We start from the raw sequence: 24,224 nt of genomic DNA on the forward strand, positions 1-24,224 counted from the left end.
CCTTATTATGCTATAACGACCATAAGTATTTATAGTATACATTATACTACAAAAAATAAAATAATAGGGAACTATAATTCCCTATTATCCTATTTTGAACATAATTTTATACTTCTACTGGAGTTTTTTTCTCAATTATTAAACATTGACCTACATCTAATTGATCATCTGTTTTTATTTCATTTATCTCAGCTATATCATCTACTGTTGTATTATATTTTTTAGCTATATTCCATAATTTATCGCCTTCTTTAGCAACATATATCGTTATACTAGGTCTTTGAGATAAATCTATAGGCCCTTGATCTTCGCCCTTAACAATGAAACTATCTTTTTTCTTATCTAAAACTTCGCAGTATCTTCTAACTTTCACAGTTACATCTATTTGATCTCTGTTTAAATCAAATTCTACCCTGTCTATGTTTACATGATTAAATGCGTTAGCACTGTCTTTTACATTTCCAACTTCAACATCATGAGTAAATGGTATTTCTTCTGTTAATCTATATACTGGTCTTAATCCTTCTACCGGAGTATATAAAACATCAATTAAAACTATACCTTCTACTATGCTCTTTCCACCTTCAAATGATGAATTTTCAACTATTATATTTGAATCTACACTTACTATATCTTTTATTTGTATATCATCACTATTATTTTTTATAGTATCTCTTATATTAAAAAATTCACTTCCACTACTTATAACTTTATTAAGTTCAACATTTCTGCTTTCAAACTTAAGAGTTCTATCAGGTGAATATGCGTCTTGTAATACCTCTCTCGTAACATCTTCTGATACTTTAACTTTAGCTCTTGCTGTACAATCTACTTCTAAAGCACCTGTATTTGTTTCTTCATTTCTCTTGAATATATAGTTTAAGTCAACTATTTCTACCATAGCTTCTTCTTTCATACCTTCACATGCACCTGGAACTTCTATAAATTGAGTGAAATCTAACCCAACTCTATCTAATTCTACTAGTTCTCCTTCATAAGTGTAAGCTACTGGATTCAATTCTAAAACTCCACCAACTATAACCTTATTGTCAGATACCCTAGTTTCTTTTAATTTCATTCTAGGCCCTATAGAAACTATATTATCTATATCTTCAGTACTTATATTTATAGTATCTCTAACTACACTTTCAGATTTTTCTATTCCAACTATATCTTCAAATTGAACTTCTTTTCTATGTTTTTGAACATTTTCTATTTGAGAAACATCTTTTACTATATCTATAGTATTTTTTTCAAATAAACTACCTCTTATATTTAAAAGTGCTCCTACTCTTATCTTTCTTTCGTTTATAACTGTACAATCTATATGTTCTACATCGTAGAAAAGCATATTTTCCATATCAGCTACTATATTATCTTTTTCTACTACTTCATTTATTTCTATTCTTCCCTCTACATTTGATACAGTGTTTTTATCTTCAGTTAGATAAATCACATTATAATTAAAATTCCCTCTAAATATTATTTTACCATCTAATATTTCTTGTTTCTTTAAAGCTATGTACCCCTCTGTTTTTATTATTTCATATACGTCGTCCTTTTTATCTGATACAACAGCTTCTGTTTCTATAAAAGTTTGAAACCTTCCAAAATCTATTCTGTTGTCAACTTGTAAAATATCTTTTATAAGATTCATATGTTACCCTCCTAAATTAAATATAACTATCACACTATATTTATATTTAGAAAGTAAAAAAAAAATTACACCTATTTTTAATAGGCATAATTTTTTAACTTACATTTAATTTATTTGGTTCTTTAATTACTTTCAATTTAACGTTATCAGTTAATAGGTCTGAATAGCTATATGATACTCTAGAATATCCATTATCCTCATCATCTAGCTTAACAACAAATATACTAGGATATACTTTTTCTAGTACACCTTTTTTAGTAACTATTTGTTTTCTTCCTTTATTGGCTTTTAATAAAATCTTTCTTCCCAGGTGCTTCTCTAAAGTCTGTCTTATTTTATTCAAAGTTTGAACAGTGGCCATTACATCACCTTCTTTAACATTATATGTTTGTCATTTTAATATTACCACAATCAAACTTTTTTGTCAAACCCAAACTAAATATTTTATATATTTTTTGATAAAAAGTCAATACTGTTTTTTTTTCTAAATTTGGATTATAATCTATATATTTTTTTATACACTAAATCAATAACTATTATATATAGCTAAAGGCATGGTTAATCTAAATTTCCCTCTGGTTTCTATGCCTCCTACACCTTTAATTCCTGTAACTGTATGACTTAATATTTCATCTAAAGGAACAACTTTATCTATTCTAGAACAAGCAATTTTTTCTACCACTAACAAAGGATCTAGCGCATGTATCATTACACGACTTGGAGAACTTGCAAAATTAGCTCCTGATTTTATTATTTCTTCATAATTAGATTGGCATGCTCCCGCAAATATAACTAAACTATCTAGTGATGGGTCATATTTTCTAGCTTCTTTTACTGTTTTTATAAAATTAGCTGTATTTCTATAATTTTTAATGTCTTTAAGGTTTCCTTTACTATTAACTATAGCATCGTGTCCTGTTATAACTAATATGGATGGATTATGTTGTTCTAATAAATTTCTAACTTCTTTATATTGAAGGCTCTCGGGTATAGCTTTACCTACTGCTGGAATTCCCAATTTAGTATAAACATCTAGGCAAATTTTTAAATATTCAGGATCTCCGTCTATATGAAGTACTTTCCCTGGCATCCCATACGAATTTTGAACTTGATTTTGACCTTGAGCTTGCTTATTATTATTTGAGGACTTTTGCATAGCTCTGTTTAGTCTTCTATTTCTCTCTCTAGTTTTTTTTATACTTTTATGCAAAATATTTTCAACATCTTTGTCTATTAATGTATCTTTCATATCGTAAAAGTTTACTTTTTCTAAGTCATCTATTCCTGAATCTGCAATTATTCTAAAGGCAACCCCTTTTAAAATAGCTATCTTTTGATTGTTTTCATCTATTTCAAATCCTATTATTCTAAATATAATATCTTTCTCATAAGACTTTCTTACAACGATGTCTCCTATCTTCATAATATAGTTGTCCTCCTATAAAATTTGTGTTCTTACTTTATAATATGACCGTCGACAAATATTGTTACTATGTACCTTTAATTTATTTTATATTACTAAGTCTCATTTAAATAATTTACAATATGCGCTATTTATCATTGAAATTAACTTATTTAAATGATATTATATTCTTAACAAATGCTTATTTATATAAGCAAATATTTAGATATGGTGATACTAATGACTGATAGAGAAAAAGAAATTTTAGATATTTTAAAAAATGATCCTATGGTTTCACAGCAAACATTAGCTGACATGCTCAATATAACAAGATCTTCTGTTGCTGTGCACATAACAAATTTGATGAAGAAAGGCTATATCAAAGGAAAAGGTTATATCATAAGCGCAAGCAAGTTTGTAACAGTTATAGGGGGCTCTAACGTCGATATACAGGGTTCTCCAAGCAATACTATTACAATGTTTGATTCAAACCCTGGAAAGATAGATATTTCTCTAGGAGGAGTTGGTCGAAATATTTGTGAAAATATTTCTAAACTAGGAGTAAATACAAAACTTATATCCGCTATTGGCAACGACATTTATGGGAGTCGCATATTAACAGAATGTAAAAAACTAAATATAGATGCGTCAGATTGTTATATATCTGATTCATTCTCAACATCTATGTATTTATCAATTTTAAACAATGACCAAGATATGCAACTAGCTATATCTCATATGGATATAATCAATAAAATTGATGTTGACTATGTTATTTCAAAGCACTCAGCTATAAAAGATTCACTAGCCATTGTTTTAGATACAAATTTATCTTGCAATGTTATTGATTATATAAGTAAAACTTACACAGATATACCTATTTTTATAGACACAGTTTCTACTCAAAAAAGTATGAAGATAAAAGATATTATAGGAAGATTTAATACTATAAAACCTAATAAGCTAGAAGCTGAAATTCTGTCAGGAATAGAGATAAATAACGAAGAAGATTTATATGAATGTGCAAAACACTTCCTAGGAAAAGGCGTTAAAAATGTCTTTATAACACTAGGCAAAGACGGAGTATTTTGTGCTAATGAAGAAAATCATTTATTACTTCCAGGAGTTAAAGTTGACACAATTAGTGCTACAGGTGCTGGAGATGCATTTTTATCTGCACTCGTATATGGATACCTGCATAATTTTAATTTAAAAGACACAGCTGAATTCGCAACAGCTGCTTCTGTACTTACATTAATGCATAAAAATACCATTAATCCAAGTATGTCTGTTGATAGTGTTGAAAAAATTTTAAAGGAGATGATCTAAAATGTTAGAAAAATACTTAAATGTACATCCAGAGGTAAAAAAAGCTTTAGCAGAAGGTCTTCCAGTTGTAGCATTAGAATCAACTATAATTTCTCATGGTATGCCTTATCCTAAAAATATAGAGATGGCTAAAACAGTTAGTAAAATAATTAGAGAAAATGGAGCTATTCCGGCTACTATAGCTATAATAAATGGAGTTTTAAAAGTAGGTCTTACAACTGAAGAAATTGAATTCTTAGGAACTAGCAAAGATATTGTTAAAGCTAGCAGAAGAGATTTACCTTTTATTATATCTAAAAAGTTAAATGGAGCTACTACAGTTGCTACTACAATGATATTAGCTAACTTAGCTGGAGTTAAAGTATTTGCTACAGGAGGTATAGGTGGTGTTCATAGGGAAGCTCAAGAAACATTTGATATATCTGCTGATTTACAAGAATTAGCGAATACAAATGTTGCAGTAATTTGTGCAGGTGCTAAATCTATACTAGATATAGGTCTTACTTTAGAATATTTAGAAACTAACGGTGTTCCAGTTGTAGGTTTTGAAACTGAAGAATTCCCTGCATTCTATACTAGAAAAAGTGGGTTTGGAGTTGATTATAAAGTTGAATCTTCTTTAGAAGTAGCTTCAGCATTAAAAGCTAAATGGGATTTAAATTTAAAAGGTGGTATGGTAATAGGCAATCCAATACCTAAAGAATTTGAAATGGATTATAATACTATAAATAACGCTATTGAATCAGCTTTAAAAGAAGCTGAGGAAAAAAATATAACTGGTAAGAAGGTAACACCATTCTTATTAGATAGAGTAAAGACTATTACAGAAGGAAAGAGCTTAGATGCCAATATAGAACTAGTTTATAATAACGCTAAGGTTGCAGCTCAAATAGCTAAAGACTTATCAGAGTTAAAATAAAAAAAGGAGCGTTAGCTCCTTTTTTTATTCTTCTTTTAAATTAGGAATTACTTTTTTTACTTCTTCCACTTGATGCCACGTCTTATCGATGTCGTTATCCTTAACGTAATCCTTTAAAGAATTTAATGATGTAAATTCTTTTGTAGATAGATTATCATCTTCATCAATGAATTTTAGTAAAAACATTTTATCTCCTTATTTTCCACAACATTTCTTGAATTTTTTACCGCTTCCACATGGACACGGCTCATTTCTTCCTATCTTGTCATCTTTAACTACTGTTTTTGTAGCTTTAAAAGCTTTTTGTAATTCTTTTTTCTTATCTTCTGATAATATTCCATTCCATCCTTCTAAGTTATATAACCAATGAGCTTCTACTGCTACCATATTGTAGTATAACTTTTCCCAGTCTATTTCTAATTTTATTTCTGTATCAACTTCTATAGTTTCTAATTTTTCTTCTGAGAATTCTTCTTTTAAACTTTCACTTATTCCATCTATGAATCCCATCATGTATTCAACAGATGTATTGTGAGCAGCTGCTAAATCGCTAATTTTTCCTTCTATAACGTCTTTTTTATTGTTTAATATTTCATTGTATATTTCTGTTTCTTTCTTTAAGTACTCTTCCCAGAACTTTATTTCTTCTTCTTGGCTATTGTGGTTTTCACTTAATGATCTCCATGTAGTATATAAACTCATTTTAATTTCCTCCTAGTTCATGAATAAATCATGCTTAATTATAAATATCTAACTCTTATATTATATCATAATTAAATAATTCTTTTAATACTTTTATAGCATAGCCCTGTTCTATAAAAAATGGGCTACTTGCAATAGTTATAACCTTAGCTCTATCTATATATTCTTTTATCTTATTTACTCTTAAATCATAGGATATATATTCCATATCTTTAGAAAATATATCTAAATCTATATCTAATACTATTTCACCATCAACATCTATGTCAAATCCATAAGTGCTATCTATTATTACAGCTTCTGAAAATATATCGTGATGTAATGCAGGCTTTATAAAGTTCCCTACATTTAAAACATAATTTGTGTACCTAAATACATCATCTATATCATTTACGTCAACGTTATACTCCTCTGGTTCTCTCATGTCTTTATGTTGGTCTATGTGAACTAATTTGCATCCTTTATTAAACATTCCTTTTTTTAAACTTTTAATCCAAAAATAAAAAGAGTGATTATGGTTATCAAAAATATAGATATCTTTATCTTTATAGTTAAACTTAACCATATTTTCTAATCCGATAGCATTTATTTCTTTATCAAAATCAATTTCACTAAATACTATTCTTTCTCCAACCTTGACAGAATCCAAATCTCCTTCTATCAACTTAGGAACAAATATTTTTTTATTTTTTCTTTCATCATAAGAAAATATATTGTTTCCAACAGGCTCCTCTATATAAAATCCATTGTACTTTTCCATATTTAAACCTCAAATAAATTCCAAGGGTATTCATTAGGAGGTTCACAGACAAATTCCATTTTTTCCTTAGTAGTTGGGTGGTCTATTTCAATTTTATAAGACCATAATGCTATTTGATCTCCAACTTTATTTATATTTTGACCATATCTTTGGTCTCCAAATAGAGGATGTTTTCTACTTGAGAATTGAACTCTTATTTGATGAGATCTTCCAGTTTTTAAATCGACTTCAACCATGCTAAATTTATCTTCTTTGCCTAACGTAGTATAACTTAATTCTGCATTTTTAGCATCTTTATGATCTTTATTAACTACACTGACCATATTAGTCTTCTTATTTTTATAAAGAAAATCTTTTAAAGTATCTACATCTTTTTTCATACTACCGTTTAATACAGCCCTATATGTCTTTTTAAATGTTTTATTTCTGACTTGTTCAGATAGTCTAGATGCAGCTTTAGATGTCTTTGCAAACACCATTGCTCCCCCTACAGGTCTATCTAATCTATGTACAAGTCCTATAAATACATTTCCAGGTTTATTGTATTTAACTTTTACATATTGCTTCAAAAGATTAACCATATCTTTATCATTAGTGTCATCACCTTGCGATAATATATTTACAGGCTTTTCTACAACTAATAAATGATTATCTTCATATAATACTTTTAACATTATTTAGACTCCCATCTTCCAAATATACCACAAGGAAGAACTTTACCATCTTTTGATGTAGGTAGTCCTATTTCTCCACCATATATATTTCCACCTTTAGCGTGCTTAGCAACTGTTGCATCTAATATATGCTCAAGTATAATTGGAGATAATCCTGTTGTGTATGAATTTATTAAGAAGAATAAAGGCTTATCTGATAAAACTTTTGTACATAGTTCAACTAGTCCATATAATTTTTCTTCTATTTGCCATACTTCACCTTTAGGACCTCTTCCATATGAAGGTGGATCCATTATTATAGCATCGTATTTATTTCCTCTTCTTATTTCTCTTTCTACAAACTTAACAACATCATCTACTATAAATCTTACTTTTCTATCACCTAATCCAGAAGTTTGTAAATTTTCCTTTGCCCAAGTTACCATACCTTTAGATGCATCTACATGACATACTTCCGCTCCAGCAGCTGCACAAGCAACAGTTGCTCCACCTGTATATGCAAATAAGTTTAAAACTTTTATAGGTCTACCAGCATTTTTTATCATGTCCATTGACCAGTCCCAGTTAGCAGCTTGCTCTGGGAATAATCCTGTATGCTTAAATCCAGTTGGACTTATATTAAATTTAAGATTTTTATAACTTATTGTCCACTTTTCTGGATATTTCTTTTTATGTTCCCATTGTCCTCCACCTCTACTACTTCTGTGGTAATGTCCATGTGGGTTTTTCCATAATCCTTTTTCTTCAGCAATTGGCCACATAACTTGAGGATCTGGTCTTCTTAAAACAACATCTCCCCAACGCTCTAATTTTTCTCCGTTACCCATATCTATAAGTTCATAATCTTTCCATTTATCAGCTAATAATAACATTGATTTCCTCCTAAAAAATTAATCTCAATTTATGTATTATATCATATTATTACTTGATATTTTGAGTATTTTAAAGAGTTTATATACTTATTCTTAAAATTTGGTAATACTATTGTATAATAGTATTGTATTAAAATTTTAAATGTTTACTTAGGAGGGGTTTTTTATGGCAAGTCAAAAAATTTTAGATGCATTAAACAATCAGCTTCAAATGGAGTTCTTCTCTGAATATTTTTATATGTCTATGGAGGCATACTTCATGGATAACAATTTAGATGGTTTTGCAAACTTCTTTAATGTGCAAGCTAAAGAAGAAAGAGACCATGCTTATAAGTTATTCAATTACATAAGTAGAGCTGGTGGAAAAATAATTTTACAATCTATAGAGCAACCTAAAGGTGCCTTTGAAAGTCCTTTAGAAGTGTTTGAATTAGCTTTAAACCACGAAAAACTTATAACTAATTCAATTCATGAGCTAACTGATTTAGCAATATCTGAAAAAGATCATACAACATCTTCTTTCTTAAGATGGTTTATAGATGAACAGTCTGAAGAAGAAGAAAGCATGGAAAAAATAGTTAGAAAGTTAAGATTACTAAAAAATGATCCTGCTGGTCTTTTAATGATTGACCAAGAATTATCTCAAAGAACTTATGTACCAATTGCTCCAAATGCTTAAAATAAAAAAAGCTGTTTAATAAATTTATTAAACAGCTTTTTTTATTATTTATTTATGTAAAAAGTTTCGTTGCCTGTAAACACTTTATTTACATCTTGTTGTTGTATTACTTTTCCATTTGCTATTAATTTGAAATTACTTAATTCCCAATCATCACTTATAGATGTTAATTTTTCTTTTCTTATCCAATAGTTAGATATATTATTTATATCTACTTCTTCTCCATCTTTTATTTTTAATATATAGTTATCTACTTGATTTCTCTCAAAGTCATTTCCTGCGTTATCTAATTTCCATTCAAATTTCTTGCCTTCATTGGTTTCAAATCCAAAGTACACATTATCATCAGTTCCTGCATATTTATTATCTGCTGTTTTTAATACTATATTAAACTCATTAGTTAATGCATCATTATCTCCTGTATTTTCATTAGACACTTCATTCATAAATCTATATAAAAATCCAGCAGTACATAATTGAGAATTTTTTATAGCTTCTCTTCCAGAATAATCCCAATCATCCCAACTATGTTGCATAGTTGAATGGCTGTAATATAAATCTTTAGCTATCTTAGCATATTTTATAGAGTTTTGTGTCATCCATTTATTAAAACTTGGATTTTCCATAGCTTCTTTATATACTCCTGATGTAGTATCATTTCCTGAAGTATTTAAAGCATAATTATCTTTTCTTTCTTCTACAAAAGTTTCGTATTTAACATGTCCAGGACTATCTACTGCCGTTACATTCGAAGCATGGTATGGAGTATTTAAATCTCCTAGGTAATGTAACCCCTGTCCTAAAAGGAATGTAGCTTCTTTAAAATTCCCCTTTTCCCATTCATTCTTAGCTAGCGTAGAAAACTTTCTAACTTGAGTTTCTGCAGTATCATATATAGGGTATGATGCATACCAACTATTATCTATAGTAAAATTATTTCCAGTATCAGGATCATAAAAATGATCTTGATATAAGTCATATGCATTAGGATCATAATCAGGGTATGTAGACCCTAACTTTAAATCACCTAAGTATTCATTTAAAATTTTAATATTGTCCTTAACTTTCTGAGATTCATTCCCACTTAAATCATTATTTAGCATACTTAACCCATGTTCTGCTATCAATGAATGTGTTCCTGTTCCATCTTTTTTCCCATCCCATGCATAAGAAGTTCCTCCCATAAGAGTACATAACCCTAATACGCACAGTATATTAGATACTTTTTTTAAAGCTTTCATATGACGCCCTCCCTAATATCCTCTAATCTTCATTATTTTCATGTCAAATATTACCATATTTTATTTTTTTAACAATATTTTTGGACTAAAATATCAATATACGGGAGTAAAATTAGAATTTTTTAAAAATATGGAGTTGTTTTAATTATCTAAAAACAACTCCATAATCTATTAATCTGCTATATTGTAAACTGCTAATCTATCTCTATTTATTTCTTTTTTCTTAACTTCTACTAAAGCTTTTAATGTATCTAACGAAGTCATTACTTCTGTTGAAAACTCAGTAGCTGTTCTTCTTATCTTGAACCCATCTCTAGTTGAATCATTACCTTTTGTAGGTGTATTTATCACTATATCTACTTGTTTATTTCTTATAACATCTAATATATTAGGTCTAGCTTCTTCTACTCTATTTACTATTGTAGCTTCTATTCCATTTTCTCTTAAAGATTCAGCTGTTCCTTCTGTTGCTACAAATGTATACCCTAACTCATTCATATCTTTAGCTATTTCTATAAACTCATCTTTATCATAGTTATTTATAGTTGCTAAAACAACACCTCTTTTATTAGACATCTTTTTACCAGCACCTAAGAATCCTTTGTATAAAGCTTCTTCTAAAGTTTCTCCTACTCCTAAAACTTCTCCTGTAGATTTCATTTCAGGCCCTAAACTTACGTCTACCTTAGCAAGCTTTGACATTGAAAATACTGGAACTTTTACAGATATTAACTTAGGCTCTTTATAAACTCCTGTTCCATATCCTAAGTCTTTTAGCTTAGATCCTAACATACATTTTGTAGCTAAGTCTATTATAGGCACTTTACTAACCTTACTTATATATGGAACTGTTCTACTAGCTCTTGGGTTAACCTCTATTATATATAATTCTCCATGGAACTCTATAAACTGGATATTGACCATTCCTAATACGTTCAACTCTAAAGCAATTTTTTTCGTATAATCTAATATTTTTGCTTTTATTTCGTCACTTATGTTTTGGCTTGGATACATTGTTATACTATCTCCAGAGTGAACTCCAGCTCTCTCTAAATGTTCCATTATACCTGGTATTAATATTTCTTCTCCATCACATATAGCGTCTACTTCTATTTCTCTACCAGTTAAGTATTTATCTATAAGCACAGGATTTTTAGTATCTCTTAAAAATGCATCTTTTAAATATTGAGCTAACTTATTTTCATCATAAGTTATTTCCATTCCTTGACCACCTAGAACATATGAAGGTCTAACAAGTACTGGATATCCTAACTTTTTAGCTTCTTCAATACCTTCATTCACTGACCATATAGCTTTTCCTTTTGGTCTATTTATATCTAGCTTTTCTAATAACTCATCAAACTTTTCTCTATCTTCAGCTGCATCTATGTCTTTGCAACTAGTTCCTAATATCTTTATTTTCTTTTCATCTAGGAATTTAGCTAATTTTATAGCTGTCTGTCCTCCAAATTGAAGTATAACTCCATCTGGATTTTCTTTCTCTATTATATTTAAAACTTCTTCTTCTGTTAGTGGTTCAAAGTATAATTTATCAGAAGTATCGAAGTCTGTACTTACTGTTTCTGGATTGTTATTTACTATTATAGTTTCTATCCCTTGTGCTCTTAAAGATTTTACGCAGTGGACTGAGCAATAATCAAATTCTATACCTTGACCTATTCTTATTGGTCCAGACCCTAAAACTATTACTTTTTTCTTATCACTTACTACTACCTCGTCGTATTGTTCGTAAGTTGAGTAGTAATATGGAGATAAAGCATCGAATTCTCCTCCACAAGTATCAACCATTTTATATGATGGATTTATATTATATAAGCTTCTTAATTCATAAACTTTAGCTGGACTTATTTTCATTAAATCAGCTATTCCTTTATCTGAGAATCCTTTTTTCTTTAACTCTAGTAAATATTCTTTATTTAAATCTTCAATATGCATTCCTCTTAACTTTTCTTCTTGTTCTACTATCCACTTAAATTTATTTATAAACCACTTATCAACTCCAGTGATTTGTTCTATCATTTCTATCTTATAGCCTCTTCTTATCATTTCAGCTAAATCGAATAGTCTTTCATCATCAGGAACTACTACTCTTGCTTTTAGTTCTTCTATGCTTCTATCTTCAGATGACTTATGAACTAATGAGTATTTTCCTATTTCAAGAGATCTTATTCCTTTAAGTATAGCTGCTTCAAAATTACTTCCTATACTCATTATTTCTCCAGTAGCCATCATCTTTGTTCCTAGCTTTCTGTTAGCTTGCTTAAATTTATCAAATGGCCATTTAGGTATTTTTACAACTACATAATCTAATGTAGGTTCAAAACATGCATAAGTCTTTTTAGTAACAGCATTTTGTATTTCATCTAATGTATATCCTAATGCAATTTTAGCTGCAACCTTAGCTATTGGATAACCTGTAGCCTTTGATGCAAGCGCAGAAGATCTACTTACTCTTGGGTTGATTTCTATTATTGCATACTCTAAACTGTGAGGATTTAAAGCTATTTGAACATTACATCCACCTTGAACTTCTATAGCATTTATTATGTCTATAGATGCTTTTCTAAGCATTTGATATTCTTTATCACTTAAAGTCTGACTAGGTGCTACTACTATACTGTCCCCTGTATGAACTCCAACTGGATCTATATTTTCCATATTACACACTGTTATACAGTTACCATTAGAATCCCTCATTACTTCATACTCTATTTCTTTCCAACCTTTTATACTTTTTTCAAGTAGTACTTGGCTTACTGGACTTAACTGTAATCCTTGAGAAAGTATTTCTGTTAATTCTTCCTCATTATCAGCTATACCTCCTCCAGTTCCTCCTAGAGTATACGCAGGTCTAACTACTACTGGATATCCTATTTTTTCAGCAAATGCTAGTCCGCCTTCTAAATTAGTTACTATATCACTTATTACTACTGGTTGGTTTATTTCTTTCATTACTTCTCTAAATAAATCTCTGTCTTCACCTTTTTTTATAGAATCTATAGAAGTTCCTAAAACTCTTATATTATATTTATCAAGTATTCCTGCATCATGAAGTTCAACCGCTAAGTTAAGCCCTGTTTGCCCTCCCATTCCTGCTAATATACTATCTGGTCTTTCTTTTTCTATTATCTTTTCTATAAATTCTATTGTTAAGGGTTCTATATATATCTTATCCGCTACTTCTCCATCAGTCATTATTGTAGCTGGGTTACTGTTTATTAAAACAACTTCTATTCCTTCTTCTTTTAACGCTTGACAAGCTTGTGTTCCTGAATAGTCAAACTCTGCTGCTTGTCCTATTATTATTGGTCCTGAACCTAGTACTAATGTCTTTTTTATATTATCTATTTTAGGCATAATTTATTTCTCCTTATCTAAGTTAGTTTAAACAATCTCTTATATTAGTTCTAAAAACTTATCAAATATATAATCATTGTCTTTTGGCCCTGGACAAGCCTCTGGGTGGTATTGAACACTATATATTGGTAACTCTTTATGTCTCATACCTTCAACAGTATTATCATTTAAGTTTATATGTGTTACTTCCATGTTTTCTGGCATTCTAGATACATAATATCCATGATTTTGAGATGTTATATATACTTTCTGATTTTCTAAATCTTTTACTGGATGGTTTCCACCTCTATGTCCAAACTTAAGTTTTCCCGTTTGGCCTCCAAGTGTTAAAGCTAGCAATTGATGTCCTAAACATATACCTGCTATAGGTTTTTTACCTATCAATTCTTTTATATTTTTTATAACATCTTCTAAATCTTCTGGATCTCCAGGTCCATTAGATAAGAATATTAAATCGGGATTTTCCTTAAGTACTTCATCAGCACTTGTTGTTGCTGGTAATACAACTAAATCGCATCCTCTCGCTTTAAAGGATCTTAATATATTTTGTTTAACCCCAAAGTCCATAACTGCTACTTTAGGTCCATTTCCCTTTATATATTCTTTTTCTTTTCTAGTAACTGTTTTAACAGCTTCTGTGTTTGAGAATTTTCCTATTTTAGAAACAACATCTTCTAACATAAAGTTTTCTAAAGTTATTATTCCTCTCATAGTTCCATTATTTCTTAAAATCTTCGTTAATGCTCTTGTATCTATTCCTTCAAGTCCTATAATTTTATTTTGTTTTAAATAAGTGTCTATATCCATTTCACATCTAAAGTTATTTGGATTATCTGATTTCTCTCTTACTATAAAACCTTTCACATGAACTCCTGATGATTCTACGTCTTCTAGGTTTATTCCATAGTTTCCTATTAATGGGTAAGTCATTGTTACTATTTGACCATAATATGATGGGTCTGTTAAAACTTCTCCATATCCTGTCATTGAAGTATTAAAAACTACCTCTCCTACACTATCTTTTAAATATCCAAAAGCTTTACCTTCAAATATAGTTCCATCTTCTAATATTAATCTAGCTTTCATAACTTACCTCCCTTTAAGCATTTTCTATTTCATTTATTATTTTTTCAGCAGCTTCACTTGGATTTTGTGCCTTAGTTATAGGTCTTCCAACAACTAAATAGTGAGCTCCTTTGTTTATAGCATCTTTTGGTGTAACAACTCTTTTTTGATCTCCAGCATCAGATGTCTTAGGTCTTATCCCTGGACATACTGTAACAAATTCTCTTCCACAAGCATCTACTATTCTATCAACCTCTTGAGCAGAACAAACTATTCCATCTATACCAGCTTCTTTAGCTAACTTAGCTCTTTTTATTTCTAACTGTTGAGTTGTCATATTACATCCTATATCTTGTAAATCTTTATCGCTTAAAGAAGTTAATACTGTAACTCCTACTATTATTGGTTTTTCTATTCCTAACTTTTCAGCTTCTTCTTTTGCAGCTAATGCACACTGTCTCATTCCTTCCATGTCAGAAACATGTATTGTCATTAACCATACATTATCTCTTACTGCTGCTCTTACTGCACTTTGCATTGTGTTTGGAATATCATGAAACTTTAAATCTAAAAATATCTTTTTCCCTTTTTCTTTTAAATAATCTACAGTCTTTCCTCTCGTTGCTACATATTGTTCTAGCCCCACCTTAAATATATCAACACTATCCTCTAGCTTATCTATTAATTCCTTAGCTTTATCAAAGTCGTTAGTATCTATAGCTACAATCAGCTTTTCTTTTCCTTTTATCATTTTTACTCTCTCCTTTTTATATAAAGCCCCTAATATCAGAAAAATCCTTACACCTCTAGAGGTGTAAGGATTCAATATTTCATAACGATTTTTTGTTATGATGATATCTTTCCCAGCCTCTCTGGACTAGTTTAAAAGACTTTATTATTTGATTTTTATATTAAAAAAACCTCTAACTAATCCAGTTAGAGGTTATATGTACACAAATTAAACATATCTTCATATATAACCTTACTAGCCTCTCTGGACTACTTTCAAGGAAGTTTTATTTTCATTTTTTATTAAAACTCTGGCTTAATATCCTCTCGGGATAATTTAAAGCTTTCTCTTTTTTATAATTATTACACTTATTTATAGTCATGTCAACTATTTTTAAAACCTTTATATAATAAGCTAGACTAAAATACTATCTATAGTTTTTTTCAACAGTAATAAAGATACATAGCATTTATTGCCACCTTCCATAGTAATAATTCTCTGCTTTTTATCTATACTTTTAACTTTTAATTTGTTTATTATATAAGATTTATGACATCTGATAAATCTATTATCCAACTGAGATTCTAACTCTTTTAAAGTACCGCTAAACTCTATGTAACTATTCTCTGTTCTAAGAGCTATAAATCTTTTTTTACATGTTTCAAAATACAAAATATCATCATATTTAACTTTTTCTATTTTATCCACTTTGTCAATAAAAAAGCAATCCTCTTCTAATTCATTCTTTATCTTTTCATTGGCAACTAATATACATTCTTTGACTCTTTTACTTACTTCTTCAAAACTTTCTTTAACTATATAATCTATAGCCCCTATATGATATTTAAAAGTAAGATGACTCATATCTTTATGTGATGTAATTATAACTATAATCGCTTTTGTATCTATTTCATTTATTTTTTTAGCTAGTTGAATTCCATTTACATCTCCACCAATATTAATATCTAAGAAATATACCCCTCTATCCTTAGACTCTGATATATAACTTAAAATTTCTTGTGCTGAATCAGTAGATAATGTTATTTCTCCACCTATATCTTCAATTTCTAAAATAGATAATATAGACTCTTCTAGCTTACGCCTTTGCTCTTTATCATCCTCACATATAAATATCCTCATCCTAACTCCTCCTTATTTATATATATCTAACTGTTGAATAAACTCATCTTCAATTTTTATATTAAAAAATGCATTTTCATAATTTTTCAATATATCTTTTAGATTGTTTAAACCCATTCCTCTTTCTTCTCCCTTTGATGAAAATCCTTTTTCAAATAATAACGATACATCTTCAACCTTTTGTTTATACGTATTTGAAATAATTATAGATGTAAGATTTGTTTTTTCTAAAATTAAAATATTTAAAGATGGGTCTTGAGACTCCAAGCAAGCCTCTATACTATTGTCTAAAAGGATTCCTAATATCCTACACAAATCCAATATATTAAAATTCACTTCTGATATAATATTTGGAATGTGTAAGTTTGTTTTTATTTTATTTTTTTCAGCATGTATTAACTTAGAAGCTACTACCCCTTTAACCTCTATGCACTCTATATTACCTATGGATGACCAAGTTAAATTGAATAAATCCAATTCCTTACTCAAGCATTCAATGTGTGAATAAAAAAATTTCTTCAACCCATCTAAATCATTTGATTCTATATGTCCACACATAGATAACATTATATTTTTATAATCATGCCTAAATTTTTTCATTTCATTAGTTGCATATTCTAACTTTTTATTATATTCATCTATTTCTTTAATCCTTTTTTGATTATTTATTAACATAATAAGAAATATAGTACATAAAAAAGTTACAAAATATATAAATGGCAATACTCCATTTCGATCCATTTCTAATCCCAATGCACAAACTACATTTGTTTGGCTATTTGTTTCAAAGTATATACAAATAGATAATATACTCGTTAATATAATTAATACTTGAAGTTTAAATCTATCTAATATACTAAATTCTTCTATATTATTTATAAATGTATTATTTAAAAATCTAGATACCATTACAATTATTATATATGTAATAATATAATAACAAATCAAATAAATATAGTTTCCTAATTTATATATATTTACCCCAGTTAAAAAGGCAATCATATTATAACAAAATACATTAACAGTTATATACAGAACCGTGGACATAAGAGGTATCGCTATAGTTAATAATGTTTTTTTTGTTATTTTATAAACTACAATGGCATTTATAATATTTAATCCATATAATGGTGAAATTTTAAAATACCTAGCTATTACAGACAATCCTATGTATAAAATAATAAAATAAGCAGTTAATTTTATTTTATTTCTCTTAAAATCGTAAAGATTTGTGAAACTTAAATAGACCCCTATACTTGTCAAAAGCATATAAAAATGAAACATATCCCCATATACCTTTCTATTAAATTTTACAAAATTAAAGAGCAACCCTATATAAAAATAGAGTTACTCCTTAATTATACGACACTTATATAATATTCTTTTCTTAATTTGTCTTTAACGTCTAATTTTACATATTTAAAATCTATATTATGATATTTACATCCAATTTCAAAATGCTTTAAAGCTATCCCCATATTAATTTGATTCATATTTTCATCTGAATCTTTTTTCATATATATATCAAGAGACCCATTGTTTTGATAAAATCTCCATGGTTGCGAATTTTTGTATGATGGCGCTATTCTTACACATTCAATTATATTAGTCCATTTTTCATCTACATTCTTAGCAATCTTTTTCATTGGTTTTCTGTCTATATTTTCATTTTCTTTTCTAAACAATTCATTTCCATCTGGAAATCCTATAGCTATTAACATTACTGGTTTTTCATTCTCTTCTAAATGTACAAAGTCTAATATAGACTCTTTATTAAAATTATCATCTAACCAACTCGTTGCCACTCCCATTTCTGTTAATTTTAAAATTAACTCTTCTCCAGCAAATCCTACACTATCTAAATATTTCATTGGAGCTGGCTTTTCACCTTCACTGTCTTCTGTCTCTTCTACTTCAGGAAGTTGAACTGTTAAAACTATATAGTGAGGAGCAACTAGTCTATGTCTCTTTTTTATTATAAATTTCAAGCTATCCCCTTTTAAAATAGGATGTGCCTTAATCTTTATTTCTTTATCTAAACTATCCATATCTTCACATAAATTTCGAACTTCTTCAAACATATTTATGTTTAATCTTTTTGTAGAGTATTTTTTTATAGATTTTCTATAAAAAATAGCATCATATAACTGCAATCTAATTCCTCCTATCTACAAATATAATAAATATTATTATATCAAAATATATAATTTTATACTATCTTTCATTGTTCTCAAAATAGTTACATTATTTACTTTATTTTTTAAAATCAATCCGTTTTTAAAATTTAAATTTATGGGTATTTAAAAATAATATTGTTAAAATAATAAGTTTGAATAGTCTTTTATTTTAGAATAGTACAACTTTTTTAAATCGAAAAAAAACTATAAATGTATTACTAAAATGATGTTATACTTAGGCTAAGAAAGACTTATTCTTATTTTAAATACAATTATTTTGAAAGGATGTGCCTTTATGAATTTAGAAAAAAACTTAGAAAAATATGCTGAGCTATCTGTTAAGGTAGGAGTTAATATACAACCTGGACAAACGTTATTAGTTAGATCTCCTATTGAGTGTGCTCCATTTGTAAGAGAAGTTGTAAAAAAAGCTTATGACCTAGGAGCAAAGGATGTACATATAGAATGGTCAGATGAAAAGTGTACTCTTATAAAATATTTAAATGCTCCAGATGAAACTTTTAACGAGTTCCCAACTTGGGTTTCTGATCAATACGTAAAAATAGCTAAAGAAGGTGGAGCTTTCTTAACTGTTTATGCTCAAGATCCAGATTTATTAAAAGATGTAGACTCTCAAAAAGTTGCAAACTTCCAAAAGGCATCTGCTGAAGCTTTACAAGAGTGGAGATCTTATACTTTATCTGATAAATCAAAATGGAGTATAGTTTCTGTTCCTACAGCAAACTGGTCTAAAAAAGTATTCCCAGGAGTTTCTGAAGAAGAAGCAATAGATAAAATGTGGGAAGCAATATTCCATTGTACAAGAGTTGACCAAGAAGATCCAATAGAAGCTTGGAATCAACATAATAAAAACTTAAAAGTTAGAATGAGCTTCTTAAATGATAGCAAATTTAAAACTTTATACTTCAAATCTGGTAAAACAGATATAACTATGGAATTACCTGAAGGTCATATATGGGCAAGTGGAGCTTCAAAAGATCCAAACGGAGTAAACTTCAACCCAAATATACCAACAGAAGAAGTATTCACTTTACCTCATAAATTTGGTGTTAACGGTGTAGTTGCAAGTACTAAACCTCTTGTTTACGGTGGAAATGTTATAAACAACTTTACATTAACATTTAAAGATGGAAAGATAGTAGACTTTACTGCTGAAGAAGGATATGCTACTTTAGCTAAACTAATAGATACAGACGAAGGTTCTCACTATCTTGGAGAAGTTGCTTTAGTTCCATTTAAATCTCCTATATCAGATACAAATATAGTATTCTACAATACTTTATACGATGAAAATGCTTCTTGTCACTTTGCTATAGGTACAGCTTATAAGAGCTGTGTTGAAAACGGAGTTAACATACCTCAAGAAGATTTAGATAAACATGGTATAAACTTCAGTATAACTCATGTTGACTTCATGATAGGTTCTGCTGATATGAACATAGTTGGTGAAAAAGCTAACGGTGAAAAAGTTCAAATATTCCAAGATGGAAACTGGGCTTTCTAGTTAATGCATAAAAAAAGGGCTATCTATTTTAGATAGTCCTTTTATAATTCTAATATGTTTTTTCCGTCCAATTAAGCTTTTCTATATGTTCTAAAACAACATCATCGCTCATTTCTGGGTGTATAGTATCTTCATGAGCTATAGTTAAAACAGACATAGCTACTGCATATTTAACTGTATCTTTTAAACTTACGTTTCTCATGTAACCATATCCTAGCCCAGCTACAAATGAATCTCCAGCTCCTGTAACATTTACAACAGGAACATTATTTGCCTTTATAGTTCCTTCTTCAGTTCCGTTATTATAATATATGCCATCTTCATCTAAACTTATAAATACATTTTCTATTCCTAAATCTATAAAGTGTTTACCAGCTTTTCTTAAATCATCTTCTGATTTTATTTCAAACCCGCACATTATTTCTGCTTCATATCTATTAGGTTTTATTGTATGGAAATATTTTATTAAATGTTTTATATGCTTAGCTTTACAAGCAGACACAGGATCTAAAATAAATTTAGTTTGCCCTTCAAAAGTTTTTAATATATATTCAACAATTTCAGGTTTATCTGAGTCTAAAAACATATATTCAGCATTTTTTATTATTTCTGCTTTTGAATCTATAAACTCCGTTGTAAACATGTCAGTTACTTTCATATCAACTACTGCTGATTCAAGTTCTCCTTCATGATTTAAAACAGCCATGTATGTAGGTGTACTTCCACCTTTAATTATTAAAGAGTCTTCCATATCATAGTTCATAACTTTAGAATGTTCCATCATTCTTCTTCCTGTTTCATCATCACCTAATATTGATATGAACTTTGTATTTATTCCTACTCTAGCCATATTTTCTGCTATGTTTCTACATACTCCACCAAAAGAAGTTTTAACTTTTCCTGGATTTGAGTCGTTACATCTATAATTATCATTTGTAAATCCGATTATATCAAATATTGATACTCCAAAAACTAAAGCGTATGGTTGTTTATTATTTACCATTTTTATCTTCGACCTCCCATAAGAATCACTTTCATATTTTAACATAAAAATATATGCCTTTTCTAGACAAAAAAGCACATATTTTGACGTTTTACAATATTTCCTAAAAATTTTTTTAAGTTAAATATCTTAATATCGTTTTCTTAATTTATTTATTTTTTAATTTAATTAGTCATCTTATATATTTTATTATCTATTTTTGCCAAGAAAAAAATACTTTTTATTTAATACAATTTATTTCAATTGTTATAAAAATTCTAGTTTGATATAATAAATTCTTAAGTACTATTATGCTTTTAGGAGGCATCCAAATTATGAAAAAGTTATTAAGTAAAGCAAGACAAGCTATAAATGATTTTGATATGATACAAGATGGAGATAAAATTGCAGTTGGGTTATCTGGAGGTAAAGATAGTTTAACTCTTCTTCATATTTTAAATAATTATAAAAAATTTTCACCTCAAAAATTCGAACTTATAGCTATAACATTAAACCCAGGTGGTGTTGATAATTCACCTTTATATGATTTATGTTTAAATTTAGGTGTTGAATTTCACGAGGTTCAAACAAATATAAAAGAAATTATATTTGATATAAGAAAAGAAAAAAATCCATGTTCTTTATGCGCAAACTTAAGACGTGGTGCCTTAAATGATACAGCAAAAAAACTTGGATGTAATAAAGTTGCTTTAGGACATCATAAAGATGATGCTGTTGAAACCTTTGTAATGTCTATGTTCTTCGAAGGAAGAGTTAGTTGCTTTTCCCCAAAAACCTATTTAGACAGACAAGATTTAACTATAATAAGACCTATGGTTTATATTGAAGAATATATGACTAAAAAAGCCACTAAAGATTTCAATTATCCTGTAATTAAAAATCCATGCCCAGCTGATGGTCATACAAATAGACAAAATATTAAAGAACTAATACAAAAACTTAACTTAGATATTCCTAATGTTAAAAGAAATTTATTTAACTCTCTAAATAACTCAGATCAATTATTTATATGGGATAAAGATAAAATAAAGAATATATAGAAATCAAAAAGCTACTCAAAATGAGTAGCTTTTATTTTTAATATTTTACATTGCAGGAGCCATTATAGTCTTCACTATTGTTCCTATTGCAAATATCAATGTTAAAATGTATAAAATCGTTGGAAGTATTTTATGTAGTTTTTTAGTTTGTAAGTAGTACTTAAATATTCCATATAGGAAATATGTAGCCCATAACTTAACAACCATATTATTTAAAGAATCTGCTATAGCTGCTAATTCCATATCTCTTAAAATTAACATAGTTATTATTGACAAAATACATCCAACTATAGAAAATACTATAAATCTAATATATAAAAGACTTTTGAAATACTTTTTATCTTTTATTTCTTCATTTTCAACAAACCCCATAAATATTTTAGTTACAAGATATAATATATTAACACATATCCAAGCGCCTATTAACGATCCCACAACATATATTACACCTTGATATATAATAAATCCTGTTTCTCCCATTCCTTCAAGCCCTAATTCTCCTAATAAATCAGGCATCATTAAATTTGTTACTACTCCACTTAAAATACTTATAGCTACAAGAGCTATAAACCAGTATCTTAATTTTATAGGTTGTTTACTTTCATATTCTTCCTTTGTAAAATCTTTGAAATATTCTTTTGGTTGTATTATTAATGTTTTTAAATCCCTCATATATATTCTCCTTTTTATTTTTAATTATATATAGCTTTTATAGGATCAAGTCTAGATGCTTTATATGCAGGTATTATCCCAAATACAATACCCACTATTACAGATGTAGCTGAAGCACCTATAAATGTTTTTATAGTAACCACAGGCTTAAATGGCATGAACATACCTGCAATCTGTGATAAAACAAATCCTATTAAAATTCCTAATAGTCCCCCTATTAAAGTTACAAACATAGCTTCAAATAAAAATTGTAACATTATAGAATTCGGAGTAGCTCCTATTGCTCTTCTTATTCCTATCTCTCTTTTTCTTTCCGTAACTGAGACATACATTATATTCATTACACCTATACCTCCAACAAATAGTGATATAGCTGTTATAAGGGTAATAAACATAGTTATACTTGAAATTATTTTAGTAAATGCCTCTGTTATACTTCCTGGATTGAAAACATCATATGTTCCATGTATTTCTGAATGATTTTCTTGTAACATTTCCTTAACTTGCTCTGAAACAACATCAAAATCATATCCAGGTGATATGAAAACATCTAAAGAAGTTATTTCATTTCCCTTATTTTTATTTTGTAATTCATCTATTCTATCAATAGACGCTTTTTGTATTAAATCTTCATTAGCTGAAAATAAGCTCTCTCCTTTTTCTTGAACTCCAATAACTTCAAACATTGTTCCATTTAAGTTTATAGCCTTCCCTACAGCTAACTTAGGATCATCAAATAGTTTTTTTGCATTTTGATATGTTAATACTATTACATCATTTTTTATGTCACTTTTTTCGAAGTATCTTCCATATTCAACTTTATCTGATTTTTTAGCTGGAATTAAGTTCATACTCTCACTATCATCATCGTATGGAGTAGCTGCTATAGATACATTTCTATCTAAAAAATTAACCTCTCCATATAATCCATTTCCAAAACCAAAACTTTCCTGTTCTTTTGGTTTTTCAACCTTTTCAACCCCATCTATATGTTTTAAATCATAAATATCATTTTCTATAAACGGTTCAACAGACGATAAATCTGCCTGAGGGTTTTCAGAGTAAAAACTTACAGTAACTTTATTTGCATTTACTTTTCCTGTTGTTTTAGAAACTTGTTCCTTAAGTCCATCCCCAATAGATAATACAACTACAACAGAACTTATACCTATAATAATTCCTATCATAGTTAAGAAAACCCTTAATTTATTCGCTTTTAAGCTTAGCAGAGAACTTTTGATTAAATTTTCTATACTCAT

The 24,224-nt window shown here is 28.6% G+C and carries 23 protein-coding genes; 5 read left to right on the forward strand and 18 right to left on the reverse strand.

All coding sequences use genetic code 11. The features are described 5' to 3' along the window. Nucleotides 1-106: 106 nt before the first annotated feature. From ACRDDE_RS09520 to yabG, 3 genes are all read right to left on the reverse strand, one after another. Nucleotides 107-1,657 (reverse strand): DUF3794 and LysM peptidoglycan-binding domain-containing protein, encoded by a 1,551-nt coding sequence (locus tag ACRDDE_RS09520; protein WP_438627025.1) that lies wholly within the window; start codon nt 1,655-1,657, stop codon nt 107-109. A gap of 94 nt (nt 1,658-1,751) precedes the next feature. After that, nucleotides 1,752-2,018 carry a Veg family protein gene (locus tag ACRDDE_RS09525; RefSeq protein WP_021428036.1) on the reverse strand — a complete coding sequence of 89 codons (267 nt, stop codon included), beginning with the start codon at nt 2,016-2,018 and terminating at the stop codon, nt 1,752-1,754. A gap of 165 nt (nt 2,019-2,183) precedes the next feature. Then, on the reverse strand, nt 2,184-3,080 hold the full coding sequence (yabG, locus tag ACRDDE_RS09530) for a sporulation peptidase YabG (protein WP_438627026.1): 897 nt from the start codon (nt 3,078-3,080) through the stop codon (nt 2,184-2,186). Nucleotides 3,081-3,299: 219 nt separating this feature from the next. On the opposite strand from yabG, the gene ACRDDE_RS09535 reads away from it, so the two are divergent. Further along, a complete protein-coding gene (locus ACRDDE_RS09535; RefSeq protein WP_438627027.1) occupies nt 3,300-4,388 on the forward strand; it encodes a PfkB family carbohydrate kinase in 1,089 nt (362 codons plus the stop codon). Nucleotide 4,389: 1 nt separating this feature from the next. Then, nucleotides 4,390-5,307, forward strand: coding sequence for a pseudouridine-5'-phosphate glycosidase (locus tag ACRDDE_RS09540; protein ID WP_438627028.1), 918 nt, complete (start codon nt 4,390-4,392; stop codon nt 5,305-5,307). Nucleotides 5,308-5,331: 24 nt separating this feature from the next. Here ACRDDE_RS09540 and ACRDDE_RS09545 read toward each other — a convergent pair whose 3' ends face one another. From ACRDDE_RS09545 to ACRDDE_RS09565, 5 genes are read right to left on the reverse strand one after another with little or no spacing between them, the layout of a single operon-like run. Then, the gene (locus ACRDDE_RS09545) at nt 5,332-5,493 is read right to left on the reverse strand and encodes a hypothetical protein (RefSeq protein ID WP_021428093.1); all 162 of its coding nucleotides are present in this window, start codon (nt 5,491-5,493) and stop codon (nt 5,332-5,334) included. A gap of 9 nt (nt 5,494-5,502) precedes the next feature. Continuing rightward, nucleotides 5,503-6,009 carry an SEC-C metal-binding domain-containing protein gene (locus ACRDDE_RS09550; RefSeq protein ID WP_438627029.1) on the reverse strand — a complete coding sequence of 169 codons (507 nt, stop codon included), beginning with the start codon at nt 6,007-6,009 and terminating at the stop codon, nt 5,503-5,505. A gap of 55 nt (nt 6,010-6,064) precedes the next feature. Then, the gene (locus tag ACRDDE_RS09555) at nt 6,065-6,769 is read right to left on the reverse strand and encodes a UPF0489 family protein (protein ID WP_438627030.1); all 705 of its coding nucleotides are present in this window, start codon (nt 6,767-6,769) and stop codon (nt 6,065-6,067) included. A 2-nt stretch (nt 6,770-6,771) separates the two neighbouring features. Then, entirely contained in the window at nt 6,772-7,443 is a 672-nt protein-coding gene (locus ACRDDE_RS09560) for an RluA family pseudouridine synthase (protein ID WP_438627031.1), read from the reverse strand. Next, nucleotides 7,443-8,315, reverse strand: coding sequence for a class I SAM-dependent methyltransferase (locus ACRDDE_RS09565; protein ID WP_438627032.1), 873 nt, complete (start codon nt 8,313-8,315; stop codon nt 7,443-7,445). The genes ACRDDE_RS09560 and ACRDDE_RS09565 overlap by 1 nt, the downstream gene beginning before the upstream one ends. Before the next feature lie 166 nt (nt 8,316-8,481). On the opposite strand from ACRDDE_RS09565, the gene ACRDDE_RS09570 reads away from it, so the two are divergent. Beyond that, nucleotides 8,482-8,994 (forward strand): ferritin, encoded by a 513-nt coding sequence (locus ACRDDE_RS09570; protein WP_438627033.1) that lies wholly within the window; start codon nt 8,482-8,484, stop codon nt 8,992-8,994. Between the two features lie 44 nt (nt 8,995-9,038). Here ACRDDE_RS09570 and ACRDDE_RS09575 read toward each other — a convergent pair whose 3' ends face one another. The 7 genes from ACRDDE_RS09575 to ACRDDE_RS09605 form a co-directional block, all read right to left on the reverse strand. Next, entirely contained in the window at nt 9,039-10,235 is a 1,197-nt protein-coding gene (locus tag ACRDDE_RS09575; RefSeq protein WP_438627034.1) for a phospholipase C, read from the reverse strand. A gap of 171 nt (nt 10,236-10,406) precedes the next feature. After that, a complete protein-coding gene (gene carB / locus ACRDDE_RS09580; RefSeq protein ID WP_438627035.1) occupies nt 10,407-13,613 on the reverse strand; it encodes a carbamoyl-phosphate synthase large subunit in 3,207 nt (1,068 codons plus the stop codon). A gap of 39 nt (nt 13,614-13,652) precedes the next feature. After that, the gene (locus tag ACRDDE_RS09585) at nt 13,653-14,699 is read right to left on the reverse strand and encodes a carbamoyl phosphate synthase small subunit (protein WP_438627036.1); all 1,047 of its coding nucleotides are present in this window, start codon (nt 14,697-14,699) and stop codon (nt 13,653-13,655) included. A gap of 13 nt (nt 14,700-14,712) precedes the next feature. After that, complete coding sequence (gene pyrF / locus ACRDDE_RS09590) at nt 14,713-15,429, reverse strand: orotidine-5'-phosphate decarboxylase (protein ID WP_438627037.1); 717 nt, start codon at nt 15,427-15,429, stop codon at nt 14,713-14,715. Between the two features lie 393 nt (nt 15,430-15,822). Further along, nucleotides 15,823-16,548, reverse strand: coding sequence for a LytR/AlgR family response regulator transcription factor (locus ACRDDE_RS09595; RefSeq protein WP_438627038.1), 726 nt, complete (start codon nt 16,546-16,548; stop codon nt 15,823-15,825). Between the two features lie 12 nt (nt 16,549-16,560). Continuing rightward, nucleotides 16,561-17,817 carry a sensor histidine kinase gene (locus ACRDDE_RS09600; RefSeq protein WP_438627039.1) on the reverse strand — a complete coding sequence of 419 codons (1,257 nt, stop codon included), beginning with the start codon at nt 17,815-17,817 and terminating at the stop codon, nt 16,561-16,563. Nucleotides 17,818-17,906: 89 nt separating this feature from the next. Continuing rightward, complete coding sequence (locus ACRDDE_RS09605; protein ID WP_438627040.1) at nt 17,907-18,701, reverse strand: nitroreductase family protein; 795 nt, start codon at nt 18,699-18,701, stop codon at nt 17,907-17,909. Between the two features lie 319 nt (nt 18,702-19,020). Here ACRDDE_RS09605 and ACRDDE_RS09610 point away from each other — a divergent pair, with 319 nt between their 5' ends. Further along, on the forward strand, nt 19,021-20,250 hold the full coding sequence (locus ACRDDE_RS09610) for an aminopeptidase (RefSeq protein ID WP_438627041.1): 1,230 nt from the start codon (nt 19,021-19,023) through the stop codon (nt 20,248-20,250). Nucleotides 20,251-20,299: 49 nt separating this feature from the next. Here the strand turns inward: ACRDDE_RS09610 and ACRDDE_RS09615 are convergent, their stop codons facing one another. After that, nucleotides 20,300-21,253 (reverse strand): carbohydrate kinase family protein, encoded by a 954-nt coding sequence (locus ACRDDE_RS09615; protein WP_438627042.1) that lies wholly within the window; start codon nt 21,251-21,253, stop codon nt 20,300-20,302. A 314-nt stretch (nt 21,254-21,567) separates the two neighbouring features. Here ACRDDE_RS09615 and ACRDDE_RS09620 point away from each other — a divergent pair, with 314 nt between their 5' ends. Beyond that, nucleotides 21,568-22,293, forward strand: coding sequence for a tRNA 2-thiocytidine biosynthesis TtcA family protein (locus ACRDDE_RS09620; RefSeq protein ID WP_438627043.1), 726 nt, complete (start codon nt 21,568-21,570; stop codon nt 22,291-22,293). A gap of 45 nt (nt 22,294-22,338) precedes the next feature. Here ACRDDE_RS09620 and ACRDDE_RS09625 read toward each other — a convergent pair whose 3' ends face one another. Both ACRDDE_RS09625 and ACRDDE_RS09630 read right to left on the reverse strand, forming a co-directional pair. After that, a complete protein-coding gene (locus ACRDDE_RS09625) occupies nt 22,339-22,965 on the reverse strand; it encodes a YIP1 family protein (protein ID WP_438627044.1) in 627 nt (208 codons plus the stop codon). A gap of 20 nt (nt 22,966-22,985) precedes the next feature. Continuing rightward, nucleotides 22,986-24,224, reverse strand: a complete 1,239-nt coding sequence (locus ACRDDE_RS09630; protein WP_438627045.1) for an ABC transporter permease — start codon at nt 24,222-24,224, stop codon at nt 22,986-22,988.

The sequence above is a fragment of the Paraclostridium sp. genome (assembly GCF_051656405.1).
GTDB lineage: Bacteria > Bacillota > Clostridia > Peptostreptococcales > Peptostreptococcaceae > Paraclostridium.